This window comes from Microbacterium sp. OR16 (genome assembly GCF_047306725.1).
Taxonomy (GTDB): domain Bacteria; phylum Actinomycetota; class Actinomycetes; order Actinomycetales; family Microbacteriaceae; genus Microbacterium.
Genome location: NZ_JAZEXK010000001.1, coordinates 1,821,232 through 1,842,161, shown reverse-complemented (window position 1 = coordinate 1,842,161; position 20,930 = coordinate 1,821,232). Strand labels below are relative to the sequence as shown.

General features: G+C 69.3%; 20 protein-coding genes and 1 pseudogene. 6 read left to right on the top strand and 15 right to left on the bottom strand.

Annotated features, from left to right (window positions below; genetic code table 11):
* Positions 1 to 363: 363 nt before the first annotated feature.
* On the top strand, positions 364 to 2,520 hold the full coding sequence (locus tag V2S05_RS08985) for an ATP-dependent Clp protease ATP-binding subunit (protein ID WP_413634827.1): 2,157 nt from the start codon (positions 364 to 366) through the stop codon (positions 2,518 to 2,520).
* A 248-nt stretch (positions 2,521 to 2,768) separates the two neighbouring features.
* The gene (locus V2S05_RS08980; RefSeq protein ID WP_413634826.1) at positions 2,769 to 4,235 is read left to right on the top strand and encodes a nucleobase:cation symporter-2 family protein; all 1,467 of its coding nucleotides are present in this window, start codon (positions 2,769 to 2,771) and stop codon (positions 4,233 to 4,235) included.
* A gap of 129 nt (positions 4,236 to 4,364) precedes the next feature.
* Here the strand turns inward: V2S05_RS08980 and V2S05_RS08975 are convergent, their stop codons facing one another.
* Entirely contained in the window at positions 4,365 to 5,750 is a 1,386-nt protein-coding gene (locus V2S05_RS08975; RefSeq protein ID WP_413634825.1) for a glucose-6-phosphate dehydrogenase, read from the bottom strand.
* Positions 5,751 to 5,826: 76 nt separating this feature from the next.
* On the opposite strand from V2S05_RS08975, the gene V2S05_RS08970 reads away from it, so the two are divergent.
* Both V2S05_RS08970 and V2S05_RS08965 read left to right on the top strand, forming a co-directional pair.
* A complete protein-coding gene (locus tag V2S05_RS08970; RefSeq protein WP_413634824.1) occupies positions 5,827 to 7,623 on the top strand; it encodes a glycoside hydrolase family 15 protein in 1,797 nt (598 codons plus the stop codon).
* An 86-nt stretch (positions 7,624 to 7,709) separates the two neighbouring features.
* Entirely contained in the window at positions 7,710 to 8,609 is a 900-nt protein-coding gene (locus V2S05_RS08965; RefSeq protein ID WP_413634823.1) for a hypothetical protein, read from the top strand.
* Positions 8,610 to 8,672: 63 nt separating this feature from the next.
* Here the strand turns inward: V2S05_RS08965 and V2S05_RS08960 are convergent, their stop codons facing one another.
* The 7 genes and pseudogenes from V2S05_RS08960 to V2S05_RS08930 all read right to left on the bottom strand — a co-directional run bounded on the left by V2S05_RS08960 (position 8,673) and on the right by V2S05_RS08930 (position 14,743).
* Entirely contained in the window at positions 8,673 to 9,260 is a 588-nt protein-coding gene (locus tag V2S05_RS08960) for a nitroreductase family protein (protein WP_413634822.1), read from the bottom strand.
* A 120-nt stretch (positions 9,261 to 9,380) separates the two neighbouring features.
* Positions 9,381 to 10,448: an ABC transporter permease gene (locus tag V2S05_RS08955; protein WP_413634821.1), complete on the bottom strand. Its 1,068-nt coding sequence runs from the start codon at positions 10,446 to 10,448 to the stop codon at positions 9,381 to 9,383.
* The gene (locus V2S05_RS08950) at positions 10,445 to 11,335 is read right to left on the bottom strand and encodes an ABC transporter ATP-binding protein (RefSeq protein WP_413634820.1); all 891 of its coding nucleotides are present in this window, start codon (positions 11,333 to 11,335) and stop codon (positions 10,445 to 10,447) included. The genes V2S05_RS08955 and V2S05_RS08950 overlap by 4 nt, the downstream gene beginning before the upstream one ends.
* 104 nt (positions 11,336 to 11,439) lie before the next feature.
* Positions 11,440 to 11,808: pseudogene (locus V2S05_RS08945) on the bottom strand (benzoate/H(+) symporter BenE family transporter); the annotation flags it as partial.
* Positions 11,805 to 12,509 (bottom strand): response regulator, encoded by a 705-nt coding sequence (locus V2S05_RS08940; protein ID WP_413634819.1) that lies wholly within the window; start codon positions 12,507 to 12,509, stop codon positions 11,805 to 11,807. The pseudogene V2S05_RS08945 and the gene V2S05_RS08940, both read right to left, overlap by 4 nt.
* On the bottom strand, positions 12,506 to 13,840 hold the full coding sequence (locus V2S05_RS08935) for a sensor histidine kinase (protein ID WP_413634818.1): 1,335 nt from the start codon (positions 13,838 to 13,840) through the stop codon (positions 12,506 to 12,508). The genes V2S05_RS08940 and V2S05_RS08935 overlap by 4 nt, the downstream gene beginning before the upstream one ends.
* Positions 13,841 to 13,957: 117 nt before the next feature.
* Positions 13,958 to 14,743: an HAD-IIA family hydrolase gene (locus V2S05_RS08930; RefSeq protein WP_413634817.1), complete on the bottom strand. Its 786-nt coding sequence runs from the start codon at positions 14,741 to 14,743 to the stop codon at positions 13,958 to 13,960.
* A gap of 89 nt (positions 14,744 to 14,832) precedes the next feature.
* Between V2S05_RS08930 and V2S05_RS08925 the strand changes: the two genes are divergently transcribed.
* Positions 14,833 to 15,456, top strand: a complete 624-nt coding sequence (locus tag V2S05_RS08925) for a dihydrofolate reductase family protein (RefSeq protein ID WP_413634816.1) — start codon at positions 14,833 to 14,835, stop codon at positions 15,454 to 15,456.
* Here V2S05_RS08925 and V2S05_RS08920 read toward each other — a convergent pair.
* From V2S05_RS08920 to V2S05_RS08910, 3 genes are read right to left on the bottom strand one after another with little or no spacing between them, the layout of a single operon-like run.
* Complete coding sequence (locus V2S05_RS08920) at positions 15,408 to 16,340, bottom strand: Cof-type HAD-IIB family hydrolase (RefSeq protein WP_413634815.1); 933 nt, start codon at positions 16,338 to 16,340, stop codon at positions 15,408 to 15,410. The genes V2S05_RS08925 and V2S05_RS08920 overlap by 49 nt on opposite strands.
* Before the next feature lie 43 nt (positions 16,341 to 16,383).
* On the bottom strand, positions 16,384 to 17,229 hold the full coding sequence (locus V2S05_RS08915; protein WP_413634814.1) for an exodeoxyribonuclease III: 846 nt from the start codon (positions 17,227 to 17,229) through the stop codon (positions 16,384 to 16,386).
* A 42-nt stretch (positions 17,230 to 17,271) separates the two neighbouring features.
* The gene (locus V2S05_RS08910; RefSeq protein ID WP_413634813.1) at positions 17,272 to 17,808 is read right to left on the bottom strand and encodes a YbhB/YbcL family Raf kinase inhibitor-like protein; all 537 of its coding nucleotides are present in this window, start codon (positions 17,806 to 17,808) and stop codon (positions 17,272 to 17,274) included.
* Positions 17,809 to 17,884: 76 nt separating this feature from the next.
* Here V2S05_RS08910 and pyrE point away from each other — a divergent pair, with 76 nt between their 5' ends.
* Positions 17,885 to 18,445 (top strand): orotate phosphoribosyltransferase, encoded by a 561-nt coding sequence (pyrE, locus tag V2S05_RS08905; RefSeq protein WP_413634812.1) that lies wholly within the window; start codon positions 17,885 to 17,887, stop codon positions 18,443 to 18,445.
* A 31-nt stretch (positions 18,446 to 18,476) separates the two neighbouring features.
* Here the strand turns inward: pyrE and V2S05_RS08900 are convergent, their stop codons facing one another.
* From V2S05_RS08900 to V2S05_RS08885, 4 genes are read right to left on the bottom strand one after another with little or no spacing between them, the layout of a single operon-like run.
* A complete protein-coding gene (locus V2S05_RS08900; RefSeq protein WP_413634811.1) occupies positions 18,477 to 18,641 on the bottom strand; it encodes a hypothetical protein in 165 nt (54 codons plus the stop codon).
* A gap of 17 nt (positions 18,642 to 18,658) precedes the next feature.
* Positions 18,659 to 19,264, bottom strand: coding sequence for a metal-dependent transcriptional regulator (locus V2S05_RS08895; protein WP_413634810.1), 606 nt, complete (start codon positions 19,262 to 19,264; stop codon positions 18,659 to 18,661).
* 2 nt (positions 19,265 to 19,266) lie between these two features.
* On the bottom strand, positions 19,267 to 19,593 hold the full coding sequence (locus V2S05_RS08890) for a hypothetical protein (RefSeq protein WP_413634809.1): 327 nt from the start codon (positions 19,591 to 19,593) through the stop codon (positions 19,267 to 19,269).
* A gap of 48 nt (positions 19,594 to 19,641) precedes the next feature.
* On the bottom strand, positions 19,642 to 20,877 hold the full coding sequence (locus V2S05_RS08885) for an Nramp family divalent metal transporter (RefSeq protein ID WP_413634808.1): 1,236 nt from the start codon (positions 20,875 to 20,877) through the stop codon (positions 19,642 to 19,644).
* Positions 20,878 to 20,930 lie beyond the last annotated feature (53 nt).

The following is a 20,930-nucleotide window of genomic DNA, read 5'->3' as shown; positions in this document are numbered from 1 at the left end:
GCCGTCGCGATCGCGTCGGACGATCGCATCGACGTCGCGCGGCTGCACTGCGCTCGGGCGAGCCGACGGCGAAGCCTCGGAATCGTCGGGAAGGGCGATTCCGTGGACGGCTGCTCAGGCGCCGTGGGCGTACCAGTTGCCCCAGGCGGTGGAGCTTTCGACGGGGGCGGTGGCGTGAACGTGAACGTACTGCAGCATCGCGGCCCCTCTCTGCGCTGAGTTGAGGAGAATCCTCATGGTGTCGGTCAGTGTATTCCGCCGCTTCGGCTTCGGTCAAGCGTAACGGGTTGCCCTCCGGCGATCCACGATCTAAACTTGAGTCACCACAACTCAACTTTGAAGGAGTCCCCCCAGGAGGAGCGAATGACCAACCCGGCACAGAGTGAAGAGCAGCAGAGCGCCCTCGAGCAGTTCGGCATCAATCTCACCGATCGCGCCCGGCAGGGCAAGCTCGATCCGGTGATCGGCCGCGACAGCGAGATCCGTCGTGTGAGCCAGGTGCTCACACGGCGCACGAAGAACAACCCCGTGCTCATCGGCGAGCCCGGCGTCGGCAAGACCGCCGTCGTAGAGGGGCTCGCGCAGCGCATCGTCGCGGGAGACGTCGCCGAATCCCTCAAAGACAAAGAGCTCGTCTCGCTCGACATCTCGGCGCTCGTCGCCGGCGCGATGTACCGGGGACAGTTCGAGGAGCGCCTCAAGAGCGTGCTCAAGGAGATCACCGAATCCGACGGCAAGGTCATCACATTCATCGACGAGCTGCACGTGCTGATGGGGGCCGGAGGCGGTGAGGGCTCGGTCGCGGCATCCAACATGCTCAAGCCGATGCTCGCCCGCGGGGAGCTGCGCATGATCGGCGCCACCACCCTCAACGAGTACCGCGAGTTCATCGAGAAGGACGCCGCGCTCGAGCGCCGCTTCCAGCAGGTGTATGTCGGCGAGCCGAGCGTCGAAGACACGGTCGCGATCCTGCGCGGCCTGAAGGGCCGGTACGAGGCGCACCACGGTGTCACGATCTCCGACACCGCACTGGTCGCTGCGGCCGCGCTGTCGAACCGATACCTGCCCAGCCGGCAGCTGCCCGACAAGGCGATCGACCTGATCGACGAGGCCATGTCCCGACTGAAGATGGAGATCGACTCCTCGCCCGTCGAGATCGACGAGCTCAAGCGCCAGGTCGACCGGATGAAGCTCGAAGAGCTCGCGCTGAAGAAGGAGAAGGACGCGGCGTCGAAAGAGCGCCTCGCGGCGCTGCGCGAGCAGATGGCGGGGCTCGAGAGCCAACTCGGCGAGCTCGAAGCGCGCTGGGCGCGCGAGCGTCAGGGTCTGAACCGCGTCGGCGAGCTGAAGAAGAAACTCGACGAGGCGACGACGCAGCGCGACCTGGCGATGCGCGAGGGCGACTACACGAAGGCGTCCAAGCTCGAGTACGAGACCATTCGCCGTCTGAACGCCGAGATCGCCGAGGCCGAGCAGGCCGAGCAGGCCGTGTCGGACGAGGGCCGCATGGTCAACGAGCAGGTCACCGAAGAGGACATCGCGGCGGTGATCGCCGCGTGGACCGGCATCCCGGTCGGCCGTCTGCTGCAGGGCGAGAGCGAGAAGTTGCTGCATCTCGAGAGCGAACTCGGCCGTCGTCTGATCGGCCAGAAGGACGCGGTCAAGGCGGTGTCGGATGCCGTGCGGCGCTCGCGCGCCGGCATCAGCGATCCCGGCCGCCCGACCGGATCGTTCCTGTTCCTCGGGCCGACCGGTGTCGGCAAGACCGAGCTGGCCAAGGCGCTCGCCGCGTTCCTGTTCGACGACGAGCACGCGATGGTGCGCATCGACATGAGCGAGTACGGCGAGAAGCACTCGGTCTCGCGTCTGGTCGGCGCCCCTCCCGGCTACGTCGGCTACGAGCAGGGCGGCCAGCTGACCGAGGCCGTGCGCCGGCGCCCCTACAGCGTGGTACTGCTCGATGAGGTCGAGAAGGCGCATCCCGAGGTGTTCGACGTGCTGCTGCAGGTGCTCGACGACGGGCGCCTGACCGATGGGCAGGGGCGCACGGTCGACTTCTCGAACGTCATCCTCATCCTCACCTCGAACATCGGCTCGCCGATTCTCATCGATCCGGTGATGTCGGCAGACGAGAAGCGCGAGGCGGTGATGACGCTCGTGCGGCAGTCGTTCCGCCCCGAGTTCCTGAACCGTCTCGACGACATCGTCATGTTCTCGGCGCTCTCGCACGACGATCTCGCGCAGATCGTCGAGCTCGCGGTCGACGGCCTGCAGCGTCGGCTCTCCGATCGCCGGCTCACGCTGGCGGTGACTCCGGATGCCAGGGCCTGGCTCGCCGAGCGCGGCTACGACCCGGTGTTCGGCGCGCGCCCGCTGCGCCGACTGATCCAGACCGAGGTGCAGAACCGCCTCGCGACGGCGCTGCTCTCGGGCGGCGTGCGCGACGGCGACACCGTGCGTGTCGACGTGGCGGCCGACGGCAGCGGGCTGGCGCTCACCGCGGACAGAGCCGACACCTGACCGCCATCCCGCCGAGGAACCGCATTCCGCAAGAGAAACCGCGTCTGAGGGGGTTTCTCTTGCGGGGTGTGGTTTCTCACGTTCGCGGTGACGAGCGGATTTCACAAAGTGAAAGAGTGTCTTCGATGCTCGGAAAACGTGCTGACCTATCTGAGGGTGCGTGAGTGACTCGCTGCTCGTGCGGCATCGCTGATCAGACACCATCCGACACCTGATAACCGATCACCCGACACGACGAAGAGGTCGACATGACGAAACAGAAGACACAGACAGCTCTCCGCCCCGAAGACGAACGCCTGCCCATCGGCGCCACCTTCGGGTACGGACTCCAGCACGTGCTGACGATGTACGGCGGCATCATCGCTCCACCGCTGATCATCGGACAGCTCGCCGGGCTCAGCCCCGCAGAGATCGGTGTGCTCATCGCGTCGTGCCTCTTCATGGGCGGCCTGGCGACCATCCTGCAGACGGTCGGCATCCCGTTCTTCGGCTCGCAGCTGCCGCTCGTGCAGGGCGTGTCGTTCGCCGGCGTCGCGACCATGGGCGCGATCGTGACGAACGGCGGCGGATTGCCCGCCGTGTTCGGATCGGTGATAGCGGCATCCGTCATCGGCCTGCTGATCGCGCCGATCTTCGCGATGGTGATCCGATTCTTCCCGCCGGTCGTCACCGGTGTCGTCATCACCACCATCGGCCTGACCCTGCTGCCGGTCGCCGCGCGCTGGGCGATGGGCGGCAACGCCAACGCAGACGACTTCGGCGCGCCGCAGAACCTGCTGCTCGCCTTCGTCACCCTGCTGTTCGTGCTGATCCTCAGCAAGGTGCCGATCGGGGCCGTCTCGCGTCTGTCGATCCTGCTCGCGATCGTCGCCGGCACGATCTTCGCCGCGTTCCTCGGCCGCGTCGACTTCTCGCAGGTCGGCGAGGGTGCCATCTTCGCCTTCCCGACGCCATTCGCCTTCGGCTGGCCGACGTTCGAGATCGCCGCGATCATCTCGATGTTCATCGTGATCCTCGTGACCCTCACCGAGACCACCGCCGACATTCTCGCGGTCGGTGAGATCGTGGGCACCAAGGTCGACAAGAAGCGCATCGCCGACGGCCTGCGCGCCGACATGCTCTCCAGCGCCGTCTCACCTGTGTTCGGCACCTTCACCCAGTCGGCGTTCGCGCAGAACGTCGGTCTTGTCGCCATCACCGGCGTGAAGAGCCGCTTCGTCGTGACCGCGGGCGGTGTGGTGCTGGTGATCCTCGGCCTGCTGCCGGTGCTGGGGCGCGTGGTCGGCGAGATCCCCTCGCCGGTGCTCGGCGGCGCGGGCATCGTGCTGTTCGGCTCGGTCGCGGCATCCGGTGTCCGCACCCTGGCCAAGGTCGACTATCGCGGCAACATGAATCTCATCATCGTGGCGTCGTCGCTCGGCATCGGCATGCTGCCGATCGCCGCGCCCACGATCTACGACCAGATGCCCGACTGGTTCAACACGATCTTCCACTCCGGCATCAGCTCGGCGGCGGTCGCCGCGATCTTCCTCAACCTGCTGTTCAACCACGTCGGCGCTCGCCGCTCGAAGGGCGCCAACAGCTTCGTCGCTGCTCCCACGCGCAGCATCCCGGTGCAGTACCTCGACGCGTTCGAGGACGGCGACTCGATCGTCGACGGGAAGATCGTCGATCGGGACGGCAAGGAGGTTCCGGTGCAGGTGCCTGAGCACTGACACCGGCCGCCCGACACCCTGACGTCCCCGCGAGACTTCACCTCCGGCACGAGACTTGCGCACCTGCGCCCGGTCTCATGCCTGAAGGGAAGTCTCGCGGCGTTGTGCGGGGAGGCGGGGGCGGGGGGCTCAGTCGTGTGTCGACGTCTCCCACGAGGTGGGGCCGGTCGAGCCGGCGGCGTACTCGTCGAGCGGCGTCTCGCCCCGTGCCCAGGCATCCCGCACCGGCTGGATGATCCGCCAGCACTGCTCGGCCTCATCCGCCCGCACCGACAGCGCGACGTCGCCGTCGAGCAGCTCGTCGAGCACCTCCTCGTACGACCGCTGCTGACCGGCGCCGAGGCCCGCCACCAGATCCTCGTCGCGAAGCGCGAACGGGTCGTCGCCGCCGGTCACGTGCAGCCTCAGATGCATCTCGTCGGGGCCGAGCGAGAAGGTGAGACGACCGCCGTCGGCGGGAGTGCCGTTGAGACCCGGCGGCACGTGCCGCACGGGCTTGAAGGTCACCACGATCTCGGAGCGTTTGCGTTCGAGCCCCTTGCCGGAGCGGAGCGTGAACGGCACCCCGGCCCAGCGGTCGCTGGACACCTCGAAGACGACTTCAGCCAGCGTCTCGGTCTGCCGCGAGACGTCGATGCCGTCCTCGTCGCGGTACGAGGGCAGCTCGCGCGATCCTCCATCGGCGAGCTGCTGCGTGCCGGCGGTGTACTGCGCGCGTCGTGAGAAGCGAGCCGGGTCGTCATCCATCACATGCGTGGCCCGCAGCACCTCCGCCTTGGCATCGCGCAGGTCGCGCTCGTGCAGGGTCGCCGGCGGATCCATCGCGAGCAGGGCGAGCACCTGCAGCAGGTGGCTCTGGATCATGTCGATCATCGCCCCGGCCTTGTCGTAGTACCGGGCGCGGCCCTCGAGCGCGACCGATTCGTCGAAGCGGATCAGCACCTTCTCGATGTGCTCGGCCGACCACACCGGCTCCCAGATGCGGTTGGCCAGGCGCACGCCGAGCAGGTTGAGCAGGGTCGATCGACCGAGGAAGTGATCGACCCGGAAGATCTGATTCTCGGGCACCAGCGCCAGCAGCTTGTCGTTGAGCGCGCGAGCGCTCGCCTCGTCCTGCCCGAACGGCTTCTCCATCGCGAGCACGGTGCCCTCGGGCAGAGTCAACCCGGTCATCGCATCGATCGCGGCGGCGGTGACAGCCGGCGGCAGGGCGAAGTAGAGAACGGTGTCGGGACCGAGAGTGCCGACGAGGGAGGCCACGGCCGAGGCATCCGTCACATCCGCCTGGATGTAGTCGGCGATCTCGACCCGGTCCAGCGCCCCCGGTGCGTGGGAGAACGCCTTCTCGACCGTCGCGTGCCAGGTCTCCGCATCCCAGTCCTCCGTCCCCGACCCGCGAAGGGTGACGCGGTCTGCGTGCCCCTTGCCGAGCAGGGAAGCCAGCGAGGGAAGCAGCAGCCGCGAGGTGAGATCGCCGCTGGCGCCGAGGATGAAGAGGGTTCTGGTCGTCGACATGGCACCGAGGGTAGTCGCCACCGAAGCGAGCGCAAGGGGGCTGGAGCGCGTGCGGCTCCGATGACAGACTGCGCTCGTGGTGACGCGAATCGAGGACTACGCCCTGCTCAGCAACTGCCGCACCGCGGCGCTCGTGTCGACGGAGGGCAGCATCGACTGGCTGTGTCTGCCGCGACTCGACTCGCCCAGCACCTTCGCGGCGCTGCTGGGCGACGAATCGCACGGACGGTGGATGGTGCGTCCCGACGATCCGGATGCCACCGCCTCCCGTCACTACGATCGCGACACGTTCGTGCTCATCACCCGATGGCAGAGCGGCGACGCCGTCGCCGAGGTGCACGACTTCATGCCCGTCGACCCGGACCCGGGTGTGCAGATCCGGCGGACGGACGTCGTGCGCCGGATCGTCGGGGTGACCGGCGAGATGACGTTCACGCAGAGCCTGCGCATCCGCTTCGACTACTCGCGCGCCATGCCGTGGGTGCGCCAGACCGGCAGCGACGACGAACCTCAGCTGGTCGCCATGGCCGGTCCCGACGCGCTGATCGTGCGCGGCGCGCGTCTGACGGCGGTCGACCACGAGCATCGCGGCGACATCCGCATCGCAGCAGGCGAGGTGCGCGACCTGCAGCTGGCGTGGTTCCCCTCGCACCGCCAGGCGCCCGACCCGCTCGACGTCGATCATGCCCTCGAGACGACCAAGAAGTGGTGGCAGAGCTGGGCCGACACCATCGAGCACTCCGGACCCCATCACGAGAAGGTGGTGCGCTCGCTGCTGATCCTGCGTGCCCTCACCAACCACGAGACCGGCGGCATCGCGGCCGCGGCGACGATGGCGCTTCCCGAGGAGATGGGCGGGGAGCGCAACTGGGACTACCGCTACGTCTGGCTGCGCGACGCGGCACTGACGCTCGAGGCGCTGCTCGGGCACGGTTTCCTCGGGCTCGCCGACAACTGGCGGGAGTGGCTGCTGCGGGCGGTGGCCGGTGACCCGGCCGACGTGCAGATCATGTACGGCCTGGCCGGTGAGCGCGATCTGACCGAGAGCGTGCTCACCGCGCTGCCGGGGTACGCAGGCTCGTCGCCGGTGCGCGTCGGCAACGGTGCGTGGGGGCAGTACCAGGCGGATGTCGTCGGCGAGGTGCTCGTGACCCTGTCGGCCGCCCGCAAGGCCGGTCTGGCCGAGAGCGCGTTCTCGTGGCCGCTCGAGCGCAGCCTGCTGCGCTTCGCGGCGGATCAGATCGACCACCCCGACCAGGGCCTCTGGGAGATCCGCGGGCCGGCGCGAATGTTCACCCATTCCCGGGTGATGATGTGGGCGGCGTTCGACCGCGGCGTTCGGGCGGTGGAAGACTACGGCCTGCCCGGATCGGTCAAGACCTGGCGCAGGCTGCGCGACCGGATGCGCGACGAGATCGACTCCCGAGGCGTGTGCGACGGGCACTTCACCCAGCACTACGACACCGACGAGGTGGATGCGTCGCTGCTGCTGCTTCCCCAGGTCGGCTACTGCCGGCCGGATGACGAGCGGATGCTGGCGACCGTCGCCCGCATCGAGCAGACGCTCATGCACGACGGGCTGCTGTACCGATACCGCACCTCAAGCGGTGTGGACGGGCTGTCTGGTGAGGAGAGCCCGTTCCTCGCATGCTCGTTCTGGCTGGTCGAGCAGTACGCGAGCACCGGCCGACGCGACGAGGCCGCGCAGCTGATGGACCGGCTCTGCTCGCTGACCAACGACGTGGGGATGCTCGCCGAGGAGTACGACCCGATCGCCGGGCGTCAGCTGGGCAACACCCCGCAGGCGTTCTCGCACCTCGCCCTCGTCCGCGCGGCGGATGCCCTCGTCGACAGCGAGTGCCTGCCCCGCTGACGCGGAGAGCGCCGCCCTTCGGGTCCTGTCCACAGGCGCGCCGGGTGTGACGCGACGGATGCGGTCGCCGTGCGAGCATGAGGGGCATGAGACCGCACCTGAAGTGGATCGTGCTCCTGGTATGCGCGCCGCTGTCGTTCTTCACGGCGATGCTGCTGTTCGTATGGGCGCAGCAAGATCACTCGAACGCCGAAGGCGGGGTCGCCCCAGGGATCCTGGTCATCCAGCTGCTGCTTCTGCTGCTCGCCGTAGGCGTCCCGATCTGGATGCTCGTGTGGTCGATCGTGGAGATGACCCGCGTGCACCGGCGCGCACAACGCGCGAAAGGCCGGTTCACCAGACTCGAGCAGGACCAGCTCGCCGCCGCCGGCAATTCCGCCGCGGCATGGGAGCACGCCCGGATGGTCCGATCCTCGATCATGGCGGGGCGAATGCCTCCGGCGCTGCCCGCGCAGTGGGATGTCGTGCCGTACCCGGGCGAGGTGTTCTTCGGGCATGTGCCCGTGACATATGCCCGGTACTACGGGCAGGACGTCACATATCAGCAGTCGTCGACCATGGCAGTGGGCAGGCCTGCGTTCATCGTCGGCGCGCTGGCCGTGACGGCGATCGCGAACGCGGCTGCTCGCTCGCAGGCGGCCCAGCAGGCAGCGATCCAGTGGCGGGAATGGCAGAACACCGGCGCGTACGTCACGTCGCACCGGATCGCAGTCCACGCGAACGGTGGGTGGCTGTCGTTCGACCACGCCGCGATGACGGCCGTGTACCCCGAGGTGGCGGCACGCACCTTGGTCTGCCAGTTCTCATCGACGTCGCCGCTGCTGCTCAGTGGCGACGGATCGGTGCTGGGCGCGGTGATCGCCGTCGCGCAGGCCTACGGACGGGATGCGGTCGGCGCTCACCCCGCGCTGGCCGCTCTCGACCATCCGGCGCCCGAGCCTGCGCTCCCGCCGATCGCGGGTCGCGCCCGCGCTGACGGATTGTGATGCCCGCTGACGCGGAGAGCGCCGCCCCCCGAAGGAACGGCGCTCTCGTCGGGAATGCTCGCGTCAGGCGCTGGCGATGATGGTCTCGTCGATCGGACGACGCATGCGCGGAGCCGTCTCGCCCTTCTGGATGCCCTCGGGCAGGGCGTCAGCGCTGCCGAGGTCGCCGACGGCGATGACCGTGGTCGGTGCGAAGCGCGCGTCGAGACGGGCGATCTCACGGACCTTCTCGGGGTCGAAGCCGCTCATCTGGTGCACGTGCAGACCGTCCGAGTGCGCCTGCACCGACAGGTGCGCGACGGCCTGACCCAGGTCGTAGATCGCGTGCGTGTTGGGCGTGCCGTCTTCGGCGGCCGTCTCGGCGATGGCGACCACGAGCACCGCGGCGTGCGCTGCCCACGCCTGGTTGAACTCCACCAGCGTCGACACGACCTCGCGGTGCAGCTCGGTCCCGCGTCGCGCGACGATGAAGCGCCACGGCTGCGAGTTGTACGCCGACGGCGACCAGCGAGCGGCCTCGAGTGCCGACGACAGCTTCGCCTCGTCGATCGCAGCGTCCGCATCATAGGCGCGGGGGCTCCAGCGGTCGGCGAGGACGTCGAGGACGGGGTGCTCGGTCTGGGCGGTGCGGTCGAGGACAGGGGTGCTCATGCGCGATGAGGTCCTTTCAAACAAGAGAACGGTGGACAGCGGACCTCATCGTCCATGGAACGCAACTCTTGCATGCGCACGCATATTCCCTGGTTTCCGGAGGCCGGCACGCGCCACGACTCAGCCGCGCAGTGCCTCGGCGAGCTTGACCCGAGCCCCCATTCGCAGCAGCGAGTTCTCGTAGATCTTCGACGCGACGACGATCGCCGCGACGCACGACGCCACGAGGATCACGAGCGACAGTGCGCCCTCCCACCACTGCGCTTCGCCGACGAACATCCGCACCGGCATCGCGACGGGCGCCGAGAACGGCACGTACGACATGATCGTCAGCACCAGCGGGTTGTCGTTGAAGAAGATCACCAGGAAGTACGGCGCCATCACCAGCATCATCAGCGGCATGGTCGTCGAGCCGATGTCCTCCTGACGCGACACCATCGCCGCCGCCGCAGCGTACAGCGCCGCGAGCAGCACGAAACCGAACAGGAAGAACACCGCGAACCACAGGATCGGCGCGCCGATGCCGCTGAGCACGTCCTCCTGCCCGGTCACGATCAGCCCGACGATGGCGATCACGGCCAGCGCGACGATCTGGCCCATCGCCAGCACGGTGTTGCCGAGCACCTTGCCCGCGAGCAGCGCCCGGGTCGGGATCGCCGAGATGAGCAGCTCGACCACGCGGGTCTGCTTCTCCTCCACGACGCTCTGGGCGATAGTGCCTCCGAACGTCGATGCGGCGATCAGGAACACCACTCCGAATCCGAGCGCCACCAGATAGCGCAGCAGCGGGTCGGTGTCGGCCGGCTCCAGCACCTCGACCGTCGGCGACTGCGACAGCATCATCATCAGGCTCGACGGTGCACCGTCCTTCGCGAGCACCACATACCCGAATCCGGTCGGGTCGCCGGGAACGAGAGCGGCTTCCACCTCGTCGCTCGTGACGAGCTCCTCGGCAGCCGCGCGGTCGGCGACCTCTCGCGCCTCGATGCCGGGCATCCCCTCGAGCACCGTAGCCGTCTCGGGTGTGACGGCGATGGCATCCGCGCTGGGGGCCTTGCTCATGAATCCGCCGAGGAGCACGCCGGCGAGGGCGATCAGCAGCAGGATGCCGGTGGCGATGAGGAACGCGCGGCTGCGCAGCTTCGCCATGATCTCCCGCTCGGCGACGAGCCAGACGGCATTGTTCATGAGATGACCTCCTTGAAGATCTGAGCGAGGGACGGATGCTGGGGCGCGAAGCTCGACACGGCCCCGCGGTCGATGGCCTGACGCAGCACCCGCTGCGCGGTGGCGGGGGCGTCGACGTCGAACAGCGCCGAGCCGCCCTCGAAGTCGAGCACTGCGACTCCCGGCTCGCCGCGAAGCCAGCCGGCGTCGTCTGCGGAGTGCAGCTGATACCGCAGCGTCGAATGCGCCGCTCGCAGCTCTTCGCGAGATCCGGCTGCGCGGATGGTGCCGCCGGCGATGATGATCAGGTCATCGCACAGCCGCTCGACGACGTCGAGCTGGTGCGATGAGAACAGGATGGCCGCGCCGGCCGCCGCACGGCGCTGCAGCACCTCGGCGACCACGTCGACGGCGAGGGGGTCGAGGCCCGAGAAGGGTTCGTCGAGGATGAGCACCTGCGGGTCGTGCACGAGCGCGGCGGCGATCTGCGCCCGCTGCTGGTTGCCCAGCGACAGGGCCTCGATCTTCTCGTCGAGCCGTTCGCCGAGCCCGAGCTCCTCGAGCAGCGCGGTGCCGCGCGCGGTGGCATCCGCCCTGCTGAAGCCGTGCAGCCGCGCGAGGTAGACGACCTGCTCGAGCACCTTCATCTTCGGGTACAGCCCGCGCTCCTCCGGCATGTATCCGAAGCTCTGCCGGTCGTGGGCTGTCGCCGGGCTGCCGTCGAGCGTCACGGTGCCGCCGTCGGGGGCGAGGACGCCGAGGATGATCCGCATCGTGGTGGTCTTGCCCGCGCCGTTGCCGCCGACGAATCCGGTCAGCCGCCCGGGGGCGACGTCGAACCGGATGCCGTCGAGCACTCTGCGCGAGCCGTAGCTCTTGGTGATGCCGTCGAGTCTGAGGAAGCTCATGACTTCACGCTAGGGAAGGGCGGTAGGGCCCGGCATCCCCCCTGAGGCGGATTCGGCGGATCCGCCTACCGGCCGAGGTGCAGGGCGGCGCGCACGACGAGTCCGGCGACGAGCGCCCAGAACGCGGCGCTGATGCCGAGCAGCGCGACGCCGGACCCCAGGAAGGCCCCGACGGCGGCCGGCCAGCCCCCGTCGACGACGCTGACCGCGGCGAGCAGGGCGGCGCCGGGGGTCGACCAGGCCGACGTTATCGGCATGCGGTAGGCGAGGACGATGCACGCGGCGCCCATCGTGAGGCTGAGCGCGAGCAGCCCGCTGGCGGCCTGCGCGGGTGTCGCGCCCACCGCGTCGAGCCCGGTGAGCACGACGGCGAACGAGCTGGTGAAGCCGACCAGGGCGGTCACGATCCCGGCGGTGATCGGACGGGTGGCGGATCCGCGCGGCCGCTCGGCGGCGGGGGAGGGAGTGCTCATCGGGTGAGCCCGTGGCGATGGGCCAGTACGATCGCCTGTACCCGGTCGCGGGCGCCGAGCTTCTGCAGCACGCGCGAGACGTGCGTCTTCACGGTCGCCTCGCCGATGAACAGCTCGCCGGCGATCTCGGCGTTGCTGCGCGCGTCGGCCATCAGCGCGAGTACCTCGGCTTCACGATCGGTCAGCGGTTCGGCGAGGATGCCGGGGGTCGCTGCGCCGCTCTCCCGGGTCGCTGCGCCGCTCTCCCGGGTCGCTGAGCCTGCCGAAGCGCCGCTCCCCGACACCGCGAACCTCGACAGCACTCGCCGAGTCACCTCCGGCGCGAGGATCCCGTCGCCGACGGCGAGCGCTCGCACTGCCGTGATCAGCTCTTCGGGGCCGGCGTTCTTCAGCAGGAAGCCACCGGCGCCGGCATCCAGCGCCTGGAAGAGGTAGTCGTCGCGATCGAAGGTGGTCACGATCGCCACCGACGCCGTGACCCGTGGATCGGCGACGATGAGCCGGGTGGCCTGGATGCCGTCCATGTCGGGCATCTGCACGTCCATCATGATGACGTCGGGCAGCAGGTCGGCGGCCAGCCGCACGCCCTCGGTGCCCGTGCCGGCCTCGCCGACGACCTCGATGTCGGGCTGGGTGCCGAGGATCGCCCGGAAGCCGGCCCGCAGCATCGCATGGTCATCGACGAGCAGCACCCGGATCATACGACGGCCCTTCTTCCTGCCTTCGGATCGTTCAACTGGTCGCCTCCCGGCCGCGGATGCCGCAGATCGGGCGATTCGAAATCGCCGGCCGCCGCGATAGGCACGGCGACCCGCACCCGGAAGCCGCCCTGTGGTCGTGGCTGCAGCTCGATCTCACCTCCGGACGCCAGCGCGCGCTCGCGCATGCCGAGCTGTCCGAGCCCCGGCCGCAGCACGCCGACCGTGCGGCCGGTGTTCACGACCTCGAGCTCGAGGGCATCCGCGTTCCATCGCAGTCGCACATCAGCCGTCGCATCCGCCCCGGCGTGCCGGCGGGCGTTGGTCAGCGCCTCCTGTGCGATGCGGTACAGATTCACCTCGACTGTCGACGGCACCGCGACGGGGTCGCCGATCTCGGTGTACGCGGTCGGCAGACCGGCATCCGTCGAGGCCCGCGCGAGCCGCTCGATGTCGGCGATCCCTACCGCCGACGGCTCGTCATCGCCGCTGTCACCCGGATCGCGAAGCGTCTCGAGCAGCTGGCGGAAGTCGCCGATCGCGGCTCGGGAGGCGTCTTCCACTGCAGACAGCATCCGCTTCGCCTCGTCGGGGTCGCGGTCGATCACAAGCCTCGCGGCCCCCGCCTGCACGCCCATCACCGACACGTGGTGCGCGACGACGTCGTGCAGTTCGCGGGCGATGCGCACCCGGTCGAGGGCCACCGCCTGCGCGGCGGTGATCTCGCGCTCGGCCTCTAGTTCGCGGGTGCGCTGCTCGAGCGCGGAGCGCTGGGCGGCGGCATGCCATGAGCGCTCGCCGAAGTAGTAGGCGCCACCGAAGTAGAGCACGTTGATCAGGAGGTTCAGCATCATGAACGCGACGAACGGCGAGAACAGCCCAGCGGCAACCTCGGCCTTGTCGGCCTCGTCGATCGCGTCGCGATACATCACGATGATCAGCCAGACGAACATGCCGAGGATGATGCCGGCGCGCACGAAGAACGCGCGGCGGCGGTCGTTCATCCAGGCGCCCACCGTGTAGAGCGCGATGAACATGGCGATGTTGGTCGCGTACACCTCGGGCACGCGCAGCGTGACGCTGATGAACATGACGAGCGCGATGACGACGGCCACCAATGCCGGATACCGCCGGCGCACGATGAGCGGAGCCGAGACGCCCACCGCGACCAGCAGCGCCCACGAGAGCGGCGCCTGCTCGTCGCGGTAGAGGCCGGAGATGCTCGACAGTGCCGCGCTGATGACCGCGCCGACCAGCATGACCACGGCGAGAAGCAGGTCCTGCCGGCGGTCGCGGGCGGTCGGCGTGCGGGTGAAGACGGCGGGCGCGGGCATCTCTCCAACATAGGGACGAGGGGGATGCCCGGGCATCCCCCGCAGGACGGATGGGCGGGCTGGGGCGGAGCGGGTCAGTTCCCCGCAGGACGGATGGGGCGGGCTGACGCCGGCTGGTCAGTGGTTGCGGTCGGGAAGCAGATCCGCGACGGACTGCACGATCTCGTCGGGGCGGAACGGGAACCGCTCGATGTCGGACGGGTCGCTGATGCCGGTCATCACCAGCACGGTGTGCAGGCCCGCCTCGATGCCGGCGACGATGTCGGTGTCCATGCGGTCGCCGATCATCCCGGTCGTCTCGGAGTGCGCCCCGATCTTGTTCAGTGCCGAGCGGAACATCATCGGGTTCGGCTTGCCCACCACGTACGGCTCGCGCCCGGTGGCCTTGGTGATCAGGGCGGCGATCGCACCGGTGGCCGGGAGCGGGCCCTCGGCGCTGGGCCCTGTGGCGTCGGGGTTGGTGACGATGAAGCGCGCGCCGGCTCCGATGAGCCGGATCGCCTTGGTGATCGCCTCGAACGAGTAGTTGCGGGTCTCGCCGACCACGACGAAGTCCGGACGCGTCTCGGTCATGATGAAGCCGGCATCGTGCAGGGCGGTGTGCAGGCCGGCCTCGCCGATCACGAAGGCCGAGCCGCCCGGCAGCTGCTGGGCGAGGAAGTCGGCGGTGGCGAGCGCCGAGGTCCAGATTCGCTCCTCGGGCACGTGCAGGCCGCTGGCCCGCAGGCGGGCCGAGAGGTCGCGCGCGGTGAAGATCGAGTTGTTCGTGAGCACGAGGTAGGGGATGCCGTCGCGTTCCCACCCGGCGAGCAGGTCGGCTGCACCGGGGATCGCGTCGTTCTCGTGCACGAGAACGCCGTCCATGTCGGTGAGCCAGCATTCGATCTCAGAGCGATCAGACATGGCCTCAGGGTATCGGCAGGCCGCGGGCGCCGCAGGCTGATCGCCGATCGGGGTTTCGCGCAGCCGCAGACGGGCGCATGATCAGCATCATGACCGGACGCATCATCATCGATCTGTTCACCACGCTCGACGGGGTGGCTCAGGCGCCGGGCGGGCCCGAGGAGGATCCGAGCGACGACTTCCCGTTCGGCGGGTGGCAGGCGGGATACCCGAGTGAGGCCGTCGGCGAGAGCGTCACGGCGGGGATGCAGACCCTCGACGCGCTGCTGCTGGGGCGCCGCACCTACGACATCTTCGCCGGGTACTGGCCGCAGCACACCGACGGTCCCGAGGGGTGGATCGGGCAGCTGTTCGACCGGGTGCCGAAGTACGTCGCGTCCCGCGACGCCGCCCTCAGGCTCGACTGGCAGGGCTCGACCCGCATCGGCGACGACCTGCCGGCAGAGATCGCGGCGCTGCGCGAGAGACATCGTGACGTGCATGTCATCGGCAGCGTCGATCTCGTGCAGACCCTGCTGGCCGAGCAGCTCTACGACGAGCTGCAGCTGTGGGTGTACCCGGTCGTGCTCGGGCGGGGCAAGAAGGTGTTCCCCGATGGTGCGACCCCGCACAACATACGCCTGCTCAGCGCCGAGGCCGGCGACGGCGGCGCCGTGCTGCTGCGCTATGCACCCGAGCCGGGCGCGGTGCACACCGGCACGATGGGGGTGTAGCCGCCGGCCGGTCGGCCGCGCAGCATCCGCTCGATCACGCGTGCGACGCCGTCGTCGGCGTTCGCCGCGGTGACCTCGTCGGCGGCATCGCGCACGACGTCGATCGCGTTGCCCATCGCGACGCCGTGCCCCGCCCACTGCAGCATCTCGAGGTCGTTGAGTGCGTCGCCGAACGCGAGCACCTCGTGCGCCTCGACGCCGAGCCGTTCGCACACCTGAGCGAGCCCGGTCGCCTTGGTCACGCCCTGCGCCATCACCTCGACGAACGGCGCACCCGACAGGGTCGCCGCGAAGCCGGTCAGCCCGAGCGCGTTCAGCGCGTCGAAGATCTCATCGATCGGCACGGAAGCGTGCCGGATCACGAGTTTGAGGCTGGGCGAGCCGACCACCTCGTCGAGTGCGACGCCGCCCATCGCTTCGGGGTCGCGCTTGTGGTCGCTCAGCTGGGCGAGCGCGGCGTACCCGTGCTGGGCGACGAACCCCTCGCCGGCGTCGCGCACGCTCGCGAAGACGAGATCCGGGATGCTCTCGAGCAGCGCCCGCGCCAGCTCGCCCTGCACGTCGGCGGGGATCTCCTCGGCGAACAGGTGCTCCTGCGTCGACAGGTGCAGGCCGTAGGCGCCGTTGCCGCACAGCGCCCAGGAGTCGAAGCCGGCCTGCTCGGCGATCGGCCGCAGCCCGACCGGCTGGCGGGCGGTGACCGGGATCGTCTCGATCCCGGCATCCCGAGCCGCCTGCAGGGCCGCGCGGGTGCGCGGTGAGACCGCGCCCGACTCGTCGAGCAGGGTGCCGTCGAGGTCGGTCGCGATCAGGCGGATGCCAGGCAGCGCGCTCACGCGAGAATCACCTGCCCGGTCACCCGGATGCCCGCGGGTGGCGCTCACGCGAGGATCCTGTCCCTGGTCAGCCTGCCGGCCGTCAACGCGCTCACGCGAAGATCATCGGCAGGTCGCCGTCATCGTCACCGCCGCCGAAGTCGAGGTCGACGACGACGGGAACGTGGTCGCTGGGCTGCTCGCCCTTGCGCTCGTTGCGATGGATCGACGCACCGGTGACCGCATCGGCGAACGGCTTCGAGCCGAGCACGAAATCGATGCGGATGCCCTCGTTGCGGGGGAACTTGAGGCGCTGATAGTCCCAGTAGGTGAATCCCTCGGGAATCAGCGGGCGGACCACATCGGTGACGCCCGCCGACTCGAGCGCGAAGAACGCCTCGCGCTCGGGCGGCGACACGTGCGTCGAGAAGCCCTGCACGATCGCCGGGTCGCCGTTGTCGTGATCGAATGGGATGATGTTGAAGTCGCCGACCAGGGCGAGCGGCAGGTTCGGGTCGGCGGCGAGCTCTGCTGCCGTCGCGGTGCGCAGCGCCTCGAGCCAGTGCAGCTTGTAGTTGTAGTGCTCATCGCCCAGGGAGCGGCCGTTGGGCACGTAGAGGCTCCACACCCGCACGCCGTCGACCATCACGCCCAGCGCGCGCGCCTCGAGCGGAGCGTCCGGACCCTCGTGCCCCTTGGCGAACCCGGGCTGGCCGGCGAACGAAGTGCGCACATCGGTCATGGGCAGGCGGCTCGCGATCGCCACACCGTTCCATTGGTTGAAGCCGTGCACCTCGACCTGGTAGCCGGCTTCTTCGAACGGTTCATAGGGGAACTGCTCGGGCTTGCACTTGATCTCCTGGAACGCGAGCACATCGACGTCCTCCCGCACGGCGAAGTCGACGGCGCGCGAGACGCGGGTGCGGATCGAGTTGATGTTCCAGGTGGCCAGACGCATGCATCCAGCCTATTCGGGGCGGCCGACAGGCGCCGCTGACGGCTACCGCTCGGCCGGGTCCCCCGTGCCGATCAGCACGCCGCGAGCGAGCGTGTGGAAATGCCGGTTGAAGCCCAGCACGGCGGGCGTCGAGCCGGGCTCGAGGTCGAGGTGATCGACGTCGAGCGCGTCGACGACGAAGAAGTAGCGGTGCACGCCCGTGCCGGCGGGCGGGGCCGCGCCGATGAAGCGCTCCTTGCGCGCTTCGTTGGGCAGCACGATGGCACCGCTCGGCAGGTCGGCGGTGGTGCCGTCGCCGCTGTCGAGGCGCCGCACGTCGGGAGCGATGTCGTAGGCGGCCCAGTGCCAGAAGCCCGACCCGGTGGGGGCGTCGGGGTCGAAGCACGAGATCGCGAAGCTGAGGGTTCCGGCCGGAGGATCCGACCATTCGAGGGTGGGGTGGCGGTCTTCTCCCGCGCGGTCCGACGACCAGGCGAAGCCGGGCAGCGGCCCTCCGGCGGTGAAGTCGGGGCTCGTCAGCTCGAGCGGGGCGACCGGGCGCAGCTCGGCGAGTTCGGCATAGGGATCGTACGAGAACATGTGTGACCTCCGCGTTCCACGGTAGGGGAGGAGCGCGCATCCGGCCAGGCGCCGGGCGGTGAATACACTGGATGCCGTGACCAACCTCGCCGAAGACCGCCAGGCCCTGCTCGACCTCATCAAGGACGAGGCCGTGTTCCACGGCGACTTCACCCTCTCGAGCGGCAAGAAGGCTACGTACTACGTCGACATGCGCAAACTGACGCTCGACCACCGCGCAGCTCCCGCGATCGGGCGCATCATGCTCGACCTCATCAAGGACTTCGACATCGCCGCGGTCGGCGGGCTCACGCTCGGCGCCGATCCCATCGCGAACTCCGTGATGCACGCGTCGGTGGCGACGGATCGCCCGCTCGACGCCTTCGTCGTGCGCAAGGAGCCGAAGGATCACGGTCGCGGGCGCCAGGTCGAGGGCGCCGACATCGCGGGCAAGCGGGTCATCGTGCTCGAAGACACCTCGACCACCGGGCAGTCGGCCCTCAAGGCCGTCGAAGTGCTGCGCCGGGAAGGCGCAGAGGTACTGGCTGTCGCCGTGATCGTCGACCGCAAGACCGGCGCTCAGGCCGCGATCGAGGCCGAGGGTCTGCAGTGGCTCGCAGCCTACGACCTCGACGACCTGGGCCTCGACCCGCAGTAGCCGGGTCTGACCTTGATCGGGCTTCGGCCCATCATCGCCTCCTGCGGGGCCGGTCGTCGTCGTCGTCCCAGGGGCCCTCGTACCACTCGCCGCGGTTGTCTCTGCGGCGCGGCTTAAGCAGCTGGATCGTGATGAGCGTCAACGACGCCAGGCCGATGCTGATCAGCACCAGGAACAGCATGTCGCTCTGATTCATCGTCGAGTCCTCTGTGGTCAGTCCAGGCTGAGCCAGACGGCGTCTGCGGCGCCGGCCGGCAGGGCGGCGGGGGTGGTGATCTCGGCGCCCACGCTCACGCCGGCGTCCTCCAGTCGCTGCAGCAGCTCGGGATCGCGGTCGCTCACCCGAAGCACGCGTCCGGAGTGTCCTTCTGGCGCGTCGCCGAGCAGCACGAACGGCTCGCGCTCGACCCGGCCGTCGGCGTCGGGGATCGCGTCGCCGTGCGGGTCGAAGCGCGGGCGCCCGAGACGCTCGTCGATGGCGTCCAGCAGTCGGTCGCTGATCGTGTGCTCGAGCACCTCGGCCTCGTCGTGCACCTCGTGCCATGCGTATCCGAACTCGCGCACCAGCCAGGTCTCGATCAGCCGGTGACGCCGCAGCATCTGCAGGGCACGGTGGCGCCCGGCATCCGTCAGTCTCACCGCGCCGTACGGCACGTGCGAGACGAGACCGGCGGCGGCGAGCTTCTTCACCATCTCGGTGACGCTCGAGGGGGCGATGCCGAGGGCGCCGGCGAGCTGCGACGGGGTGATCGGGGCGTCCTGCCACTCTGTGTGGGAGTAGACCGTCTTGAGGTAGTCGTCGAAGGCGGGGGATGCCATGATCAGCCGCCCAGCGAGACCAGCACGTTGAACGCCGCGTTGCCGGCGAAGAAAAGGATCGCGAACCCGGCGAGCGCGGCGAGCAGCGAGAGCCGCCCGTCGTAGTCGTTCACCCCTCGCGTGCCGATGGCGCGGGCGCGGAAGGCGAAGAACAGGGTCAGTGCGCCGAGTGCGAGCTGCACCCAGGGGCCGCCGGCCGGAAGCAGATCCGGCAGCGCGATGAGCAGCACGCCCAGGGCTCCGGCCCCCAGCGCGAACCAGGTGCTGAGCTGCATCGCCCGGCGCGCCTCGGAGTCGTCGCGATGCTTCTTGGCGGGGGAGGAGGGCATGATTCCGAGCCTACCCGGGGGAGTCCGCGCCTCCCTCGCGTGCCGGGGTCACGCGCCGGTCGCGACCAGCCAGAGCAGCACGGCGTTCAGGGCGATCAGCAGCACCGCGAACACGACGCCGAGCACGGTGGTGATGGTGCGGTTGGCGTGCTCGCCGAGGGTGCGGCGCTGGGCGGTGAGCGCGACGAGCGGCACGAGCGCGAACGGGATGCCGAATGACAGGACCACCTGACTGAGCACGAGCGCGAGAGTCGGGTCGAATCCGACGCCGAGCAGCACGAGCGCAGGAATCAGGGTGACCAGGCGCCGGGCGAGCACCGGGATGCGCACGGTCAGCAGTCCGTGCATGATCTCCGCTCCCGCGTAAGCGCCGACGGAGGTCGACGCGAGACCGGACGCCAGCAGCCCGACCGCGAACAGGGTGCCGATCACCGGGCCGAGGCTCGCGCTGATCGCGGCATGCGCGCCCTCGAGCGAGTCGGTGCCTTCGACGCCGGCGAGATTGGCTGCGGCCAGCAGCAGGATCGCGAGATTGACGGAGCCCGCGATGACCATCGCGATCGTCACATCCCAGCGGGTGACGGCGAGCAGCATCCGGATGCCCGGGCGGCCGACCTCGGTGGCGAACCGGTCGCGCGTGAGAGCACTGTGCGCGTAGATGGCGTGTGGCATGACGGTGGCGCCGAGGATCGAGGCGGCGAGAAGCACCGAGCCGCTGTCGGCGAAGCGCGGCAGCATGCCGCCGAGCACGCCCGCGGGGTCGGGCGGTGCGACGAAGAGTCCTGCGACGAACCCGATCACGATGACCGCCATCAGGCCGATGATGACGAACTCGAAGTGCCGTGGCCCGCGCCGGGTCTGGATGGTCAGCAGCACGATCGAGACGGCCCCGGTGATGGCTCCGCCGAGCAGCAGCGGAATACCGAAGAGCAGATGCAGGGCCACGGCTCCGCCAAGCACCTCGGCGATGTCGGTGGCCATGGCGACGAGTTCGGCCTGCAGCCAGTAGGCCCGGCGCGACCACCGATTGCGGATGCGGGTGCCGAGCACCTCGGGCAGGCTCTGCCCGGTGACGATGCCGAGCTTCGCCGACAGGTACTGGATCAGCCAAGCCATCACGTTGCCGACGACGACGACCCAGACGAGCAGGTACCCGTAGCGGGCGCCGGCGGTCATGTTGCTCGCCACGTTGCCGGGGTCGAGGTAGGCGACACCGGCGACGAGGGCGGGGCCGAGCAGCCAGGCGCTGCGCCACCATGACCATCGCGCTCTCGTACTCTCCATCAGATTTTTAGGCACGCCTAAAAATAGCACTACCCCTCCGGCTTTCGAATCGC

Excerpts from the sequence above, each read along its gene's own strand:
- V2S05_RS08985 (WP_413634827.1), top strand. The coding sequence starts at position 364 with ATGACCAACCCGGCACAGAGTGAAGAGCAGCAGAGCGCCCTCGAGCAG.
- V2S05_RS08980 (WP_413634826.1), top strand. The coding sequence starts at position 2,769 with ATGACGAAACAGAAGACACAGACAGCTCTCCGCCCCGAAGACGAACGC.
- V2S05_RS08975 (WP_413634825.1), bottom strand. The coding sequence starts at position 5,750 with ATGTCGACGACCAGAACCCTCTTCATCCTCGGCGCCAGCGGCGATCTC.
- V2S05_RS08965 (WP_413634823.1), top strand. The coding sequence starts at position 7,710 with ATGAGACCGCACCTGAAGTGGATCGTGCTCCTGGTATGCGCGCCGCTG.
- V2S05_RS08960 (WP_413634822.1), bottom strand. The coding sequence starts at position 9,260 with ATGAGCACCCCTGTCCTCGACCGCACCGCCCAGACCGAGCACCCCGTC.
- V2S05_RS08955 (WP_413634821.1), bottom strand. The coding sequence starts at position 10,448 with ATGAACAATGCCGTCTGGCTCGTCGCCGAGCGGGAGATCATGGCGAAG.
- V2S05_RS08950 (WP_413634820.1), bottom strand. The coding sequence starts at position 11,335 with ATGAGCTTCCTCAGACTCGACGGCATCACCAAGAGCTACGGCTCGCGC.
- V2S05_RS08940 (WP_413634819.1), bottom strand. The coding sequence starts at position 12,509 with ATGATCCGGGTGCTGCTCGTCGATGACCATGCGATGCTGCGGGCCGGC.
- V2S05_RS08935 (WP_413634818.1), bottom strand. The coding sequence starts at position 13,840 with ATGCCCGCGCCCGCCGTCTTCACCCGCACGCCGACCGCCCGCGACCGC.
- V2S05_RS08930 (WP_413634817.1), bottom strand. The coding sequence starts at position 14,743 with ATGTCTGATCGCTCTGAGATCGAATGCTGGCTCACCGACATGGACGGC.
- V2S05_RS08925 (WP_413634816.1), top strand. The coding sequence starts at position 14,833 with ATGACCGGACGCATCATCATCGATCTGTTCACCACGCTCGACGGGGTG.
- V2S05_RS08915 (WP_413634814.1), bottom strand. The coding sequence starts at position 17,229 with ATGCGTCTGGCCACCTGGAACATCAACTCGATCCGCACCCGCGTCTCG.
- V2S05_RS08910 (WP_413634813.1), bottom strand. The coding sequence starts at position 17,808 with ATGTTCTCGTACGATCCCTATGCCGAACTCGCCGAGCTGCGCCCGGTC.
- V2S05_RS08900 (WP_413634811.1), bottom strand. The coding sequence starts at position 18,641 with ATGAATCAGAGCGACATGCTGTTCCTGGTGCTGATCAGCATCGGCCTG.
- V2S05_RS08895 (WP_413634810.1), bottom strand. The coding sequence starts at position 19,264 with ATGGCATCCCCCGCCTTCGACGACTACCTCAAGACGGTCTACTCCCAC.
- V2S05_RS08890 (WP_413634809.1), bottom strand. The coding sequence starts at position 19,593 with ATGCCCTCCTCCCCCGCCAAGAAGCATCGCGACGACTCCGAGGCGCGC.
- V2S05_RS08885 (WP_413634808.1), bottom strand. The coding sequence starts at position 20,877 with ATGGAGAGTACGAGAGCGCGATGGTCATGGTGGCGCAGCGCCTGGCTG.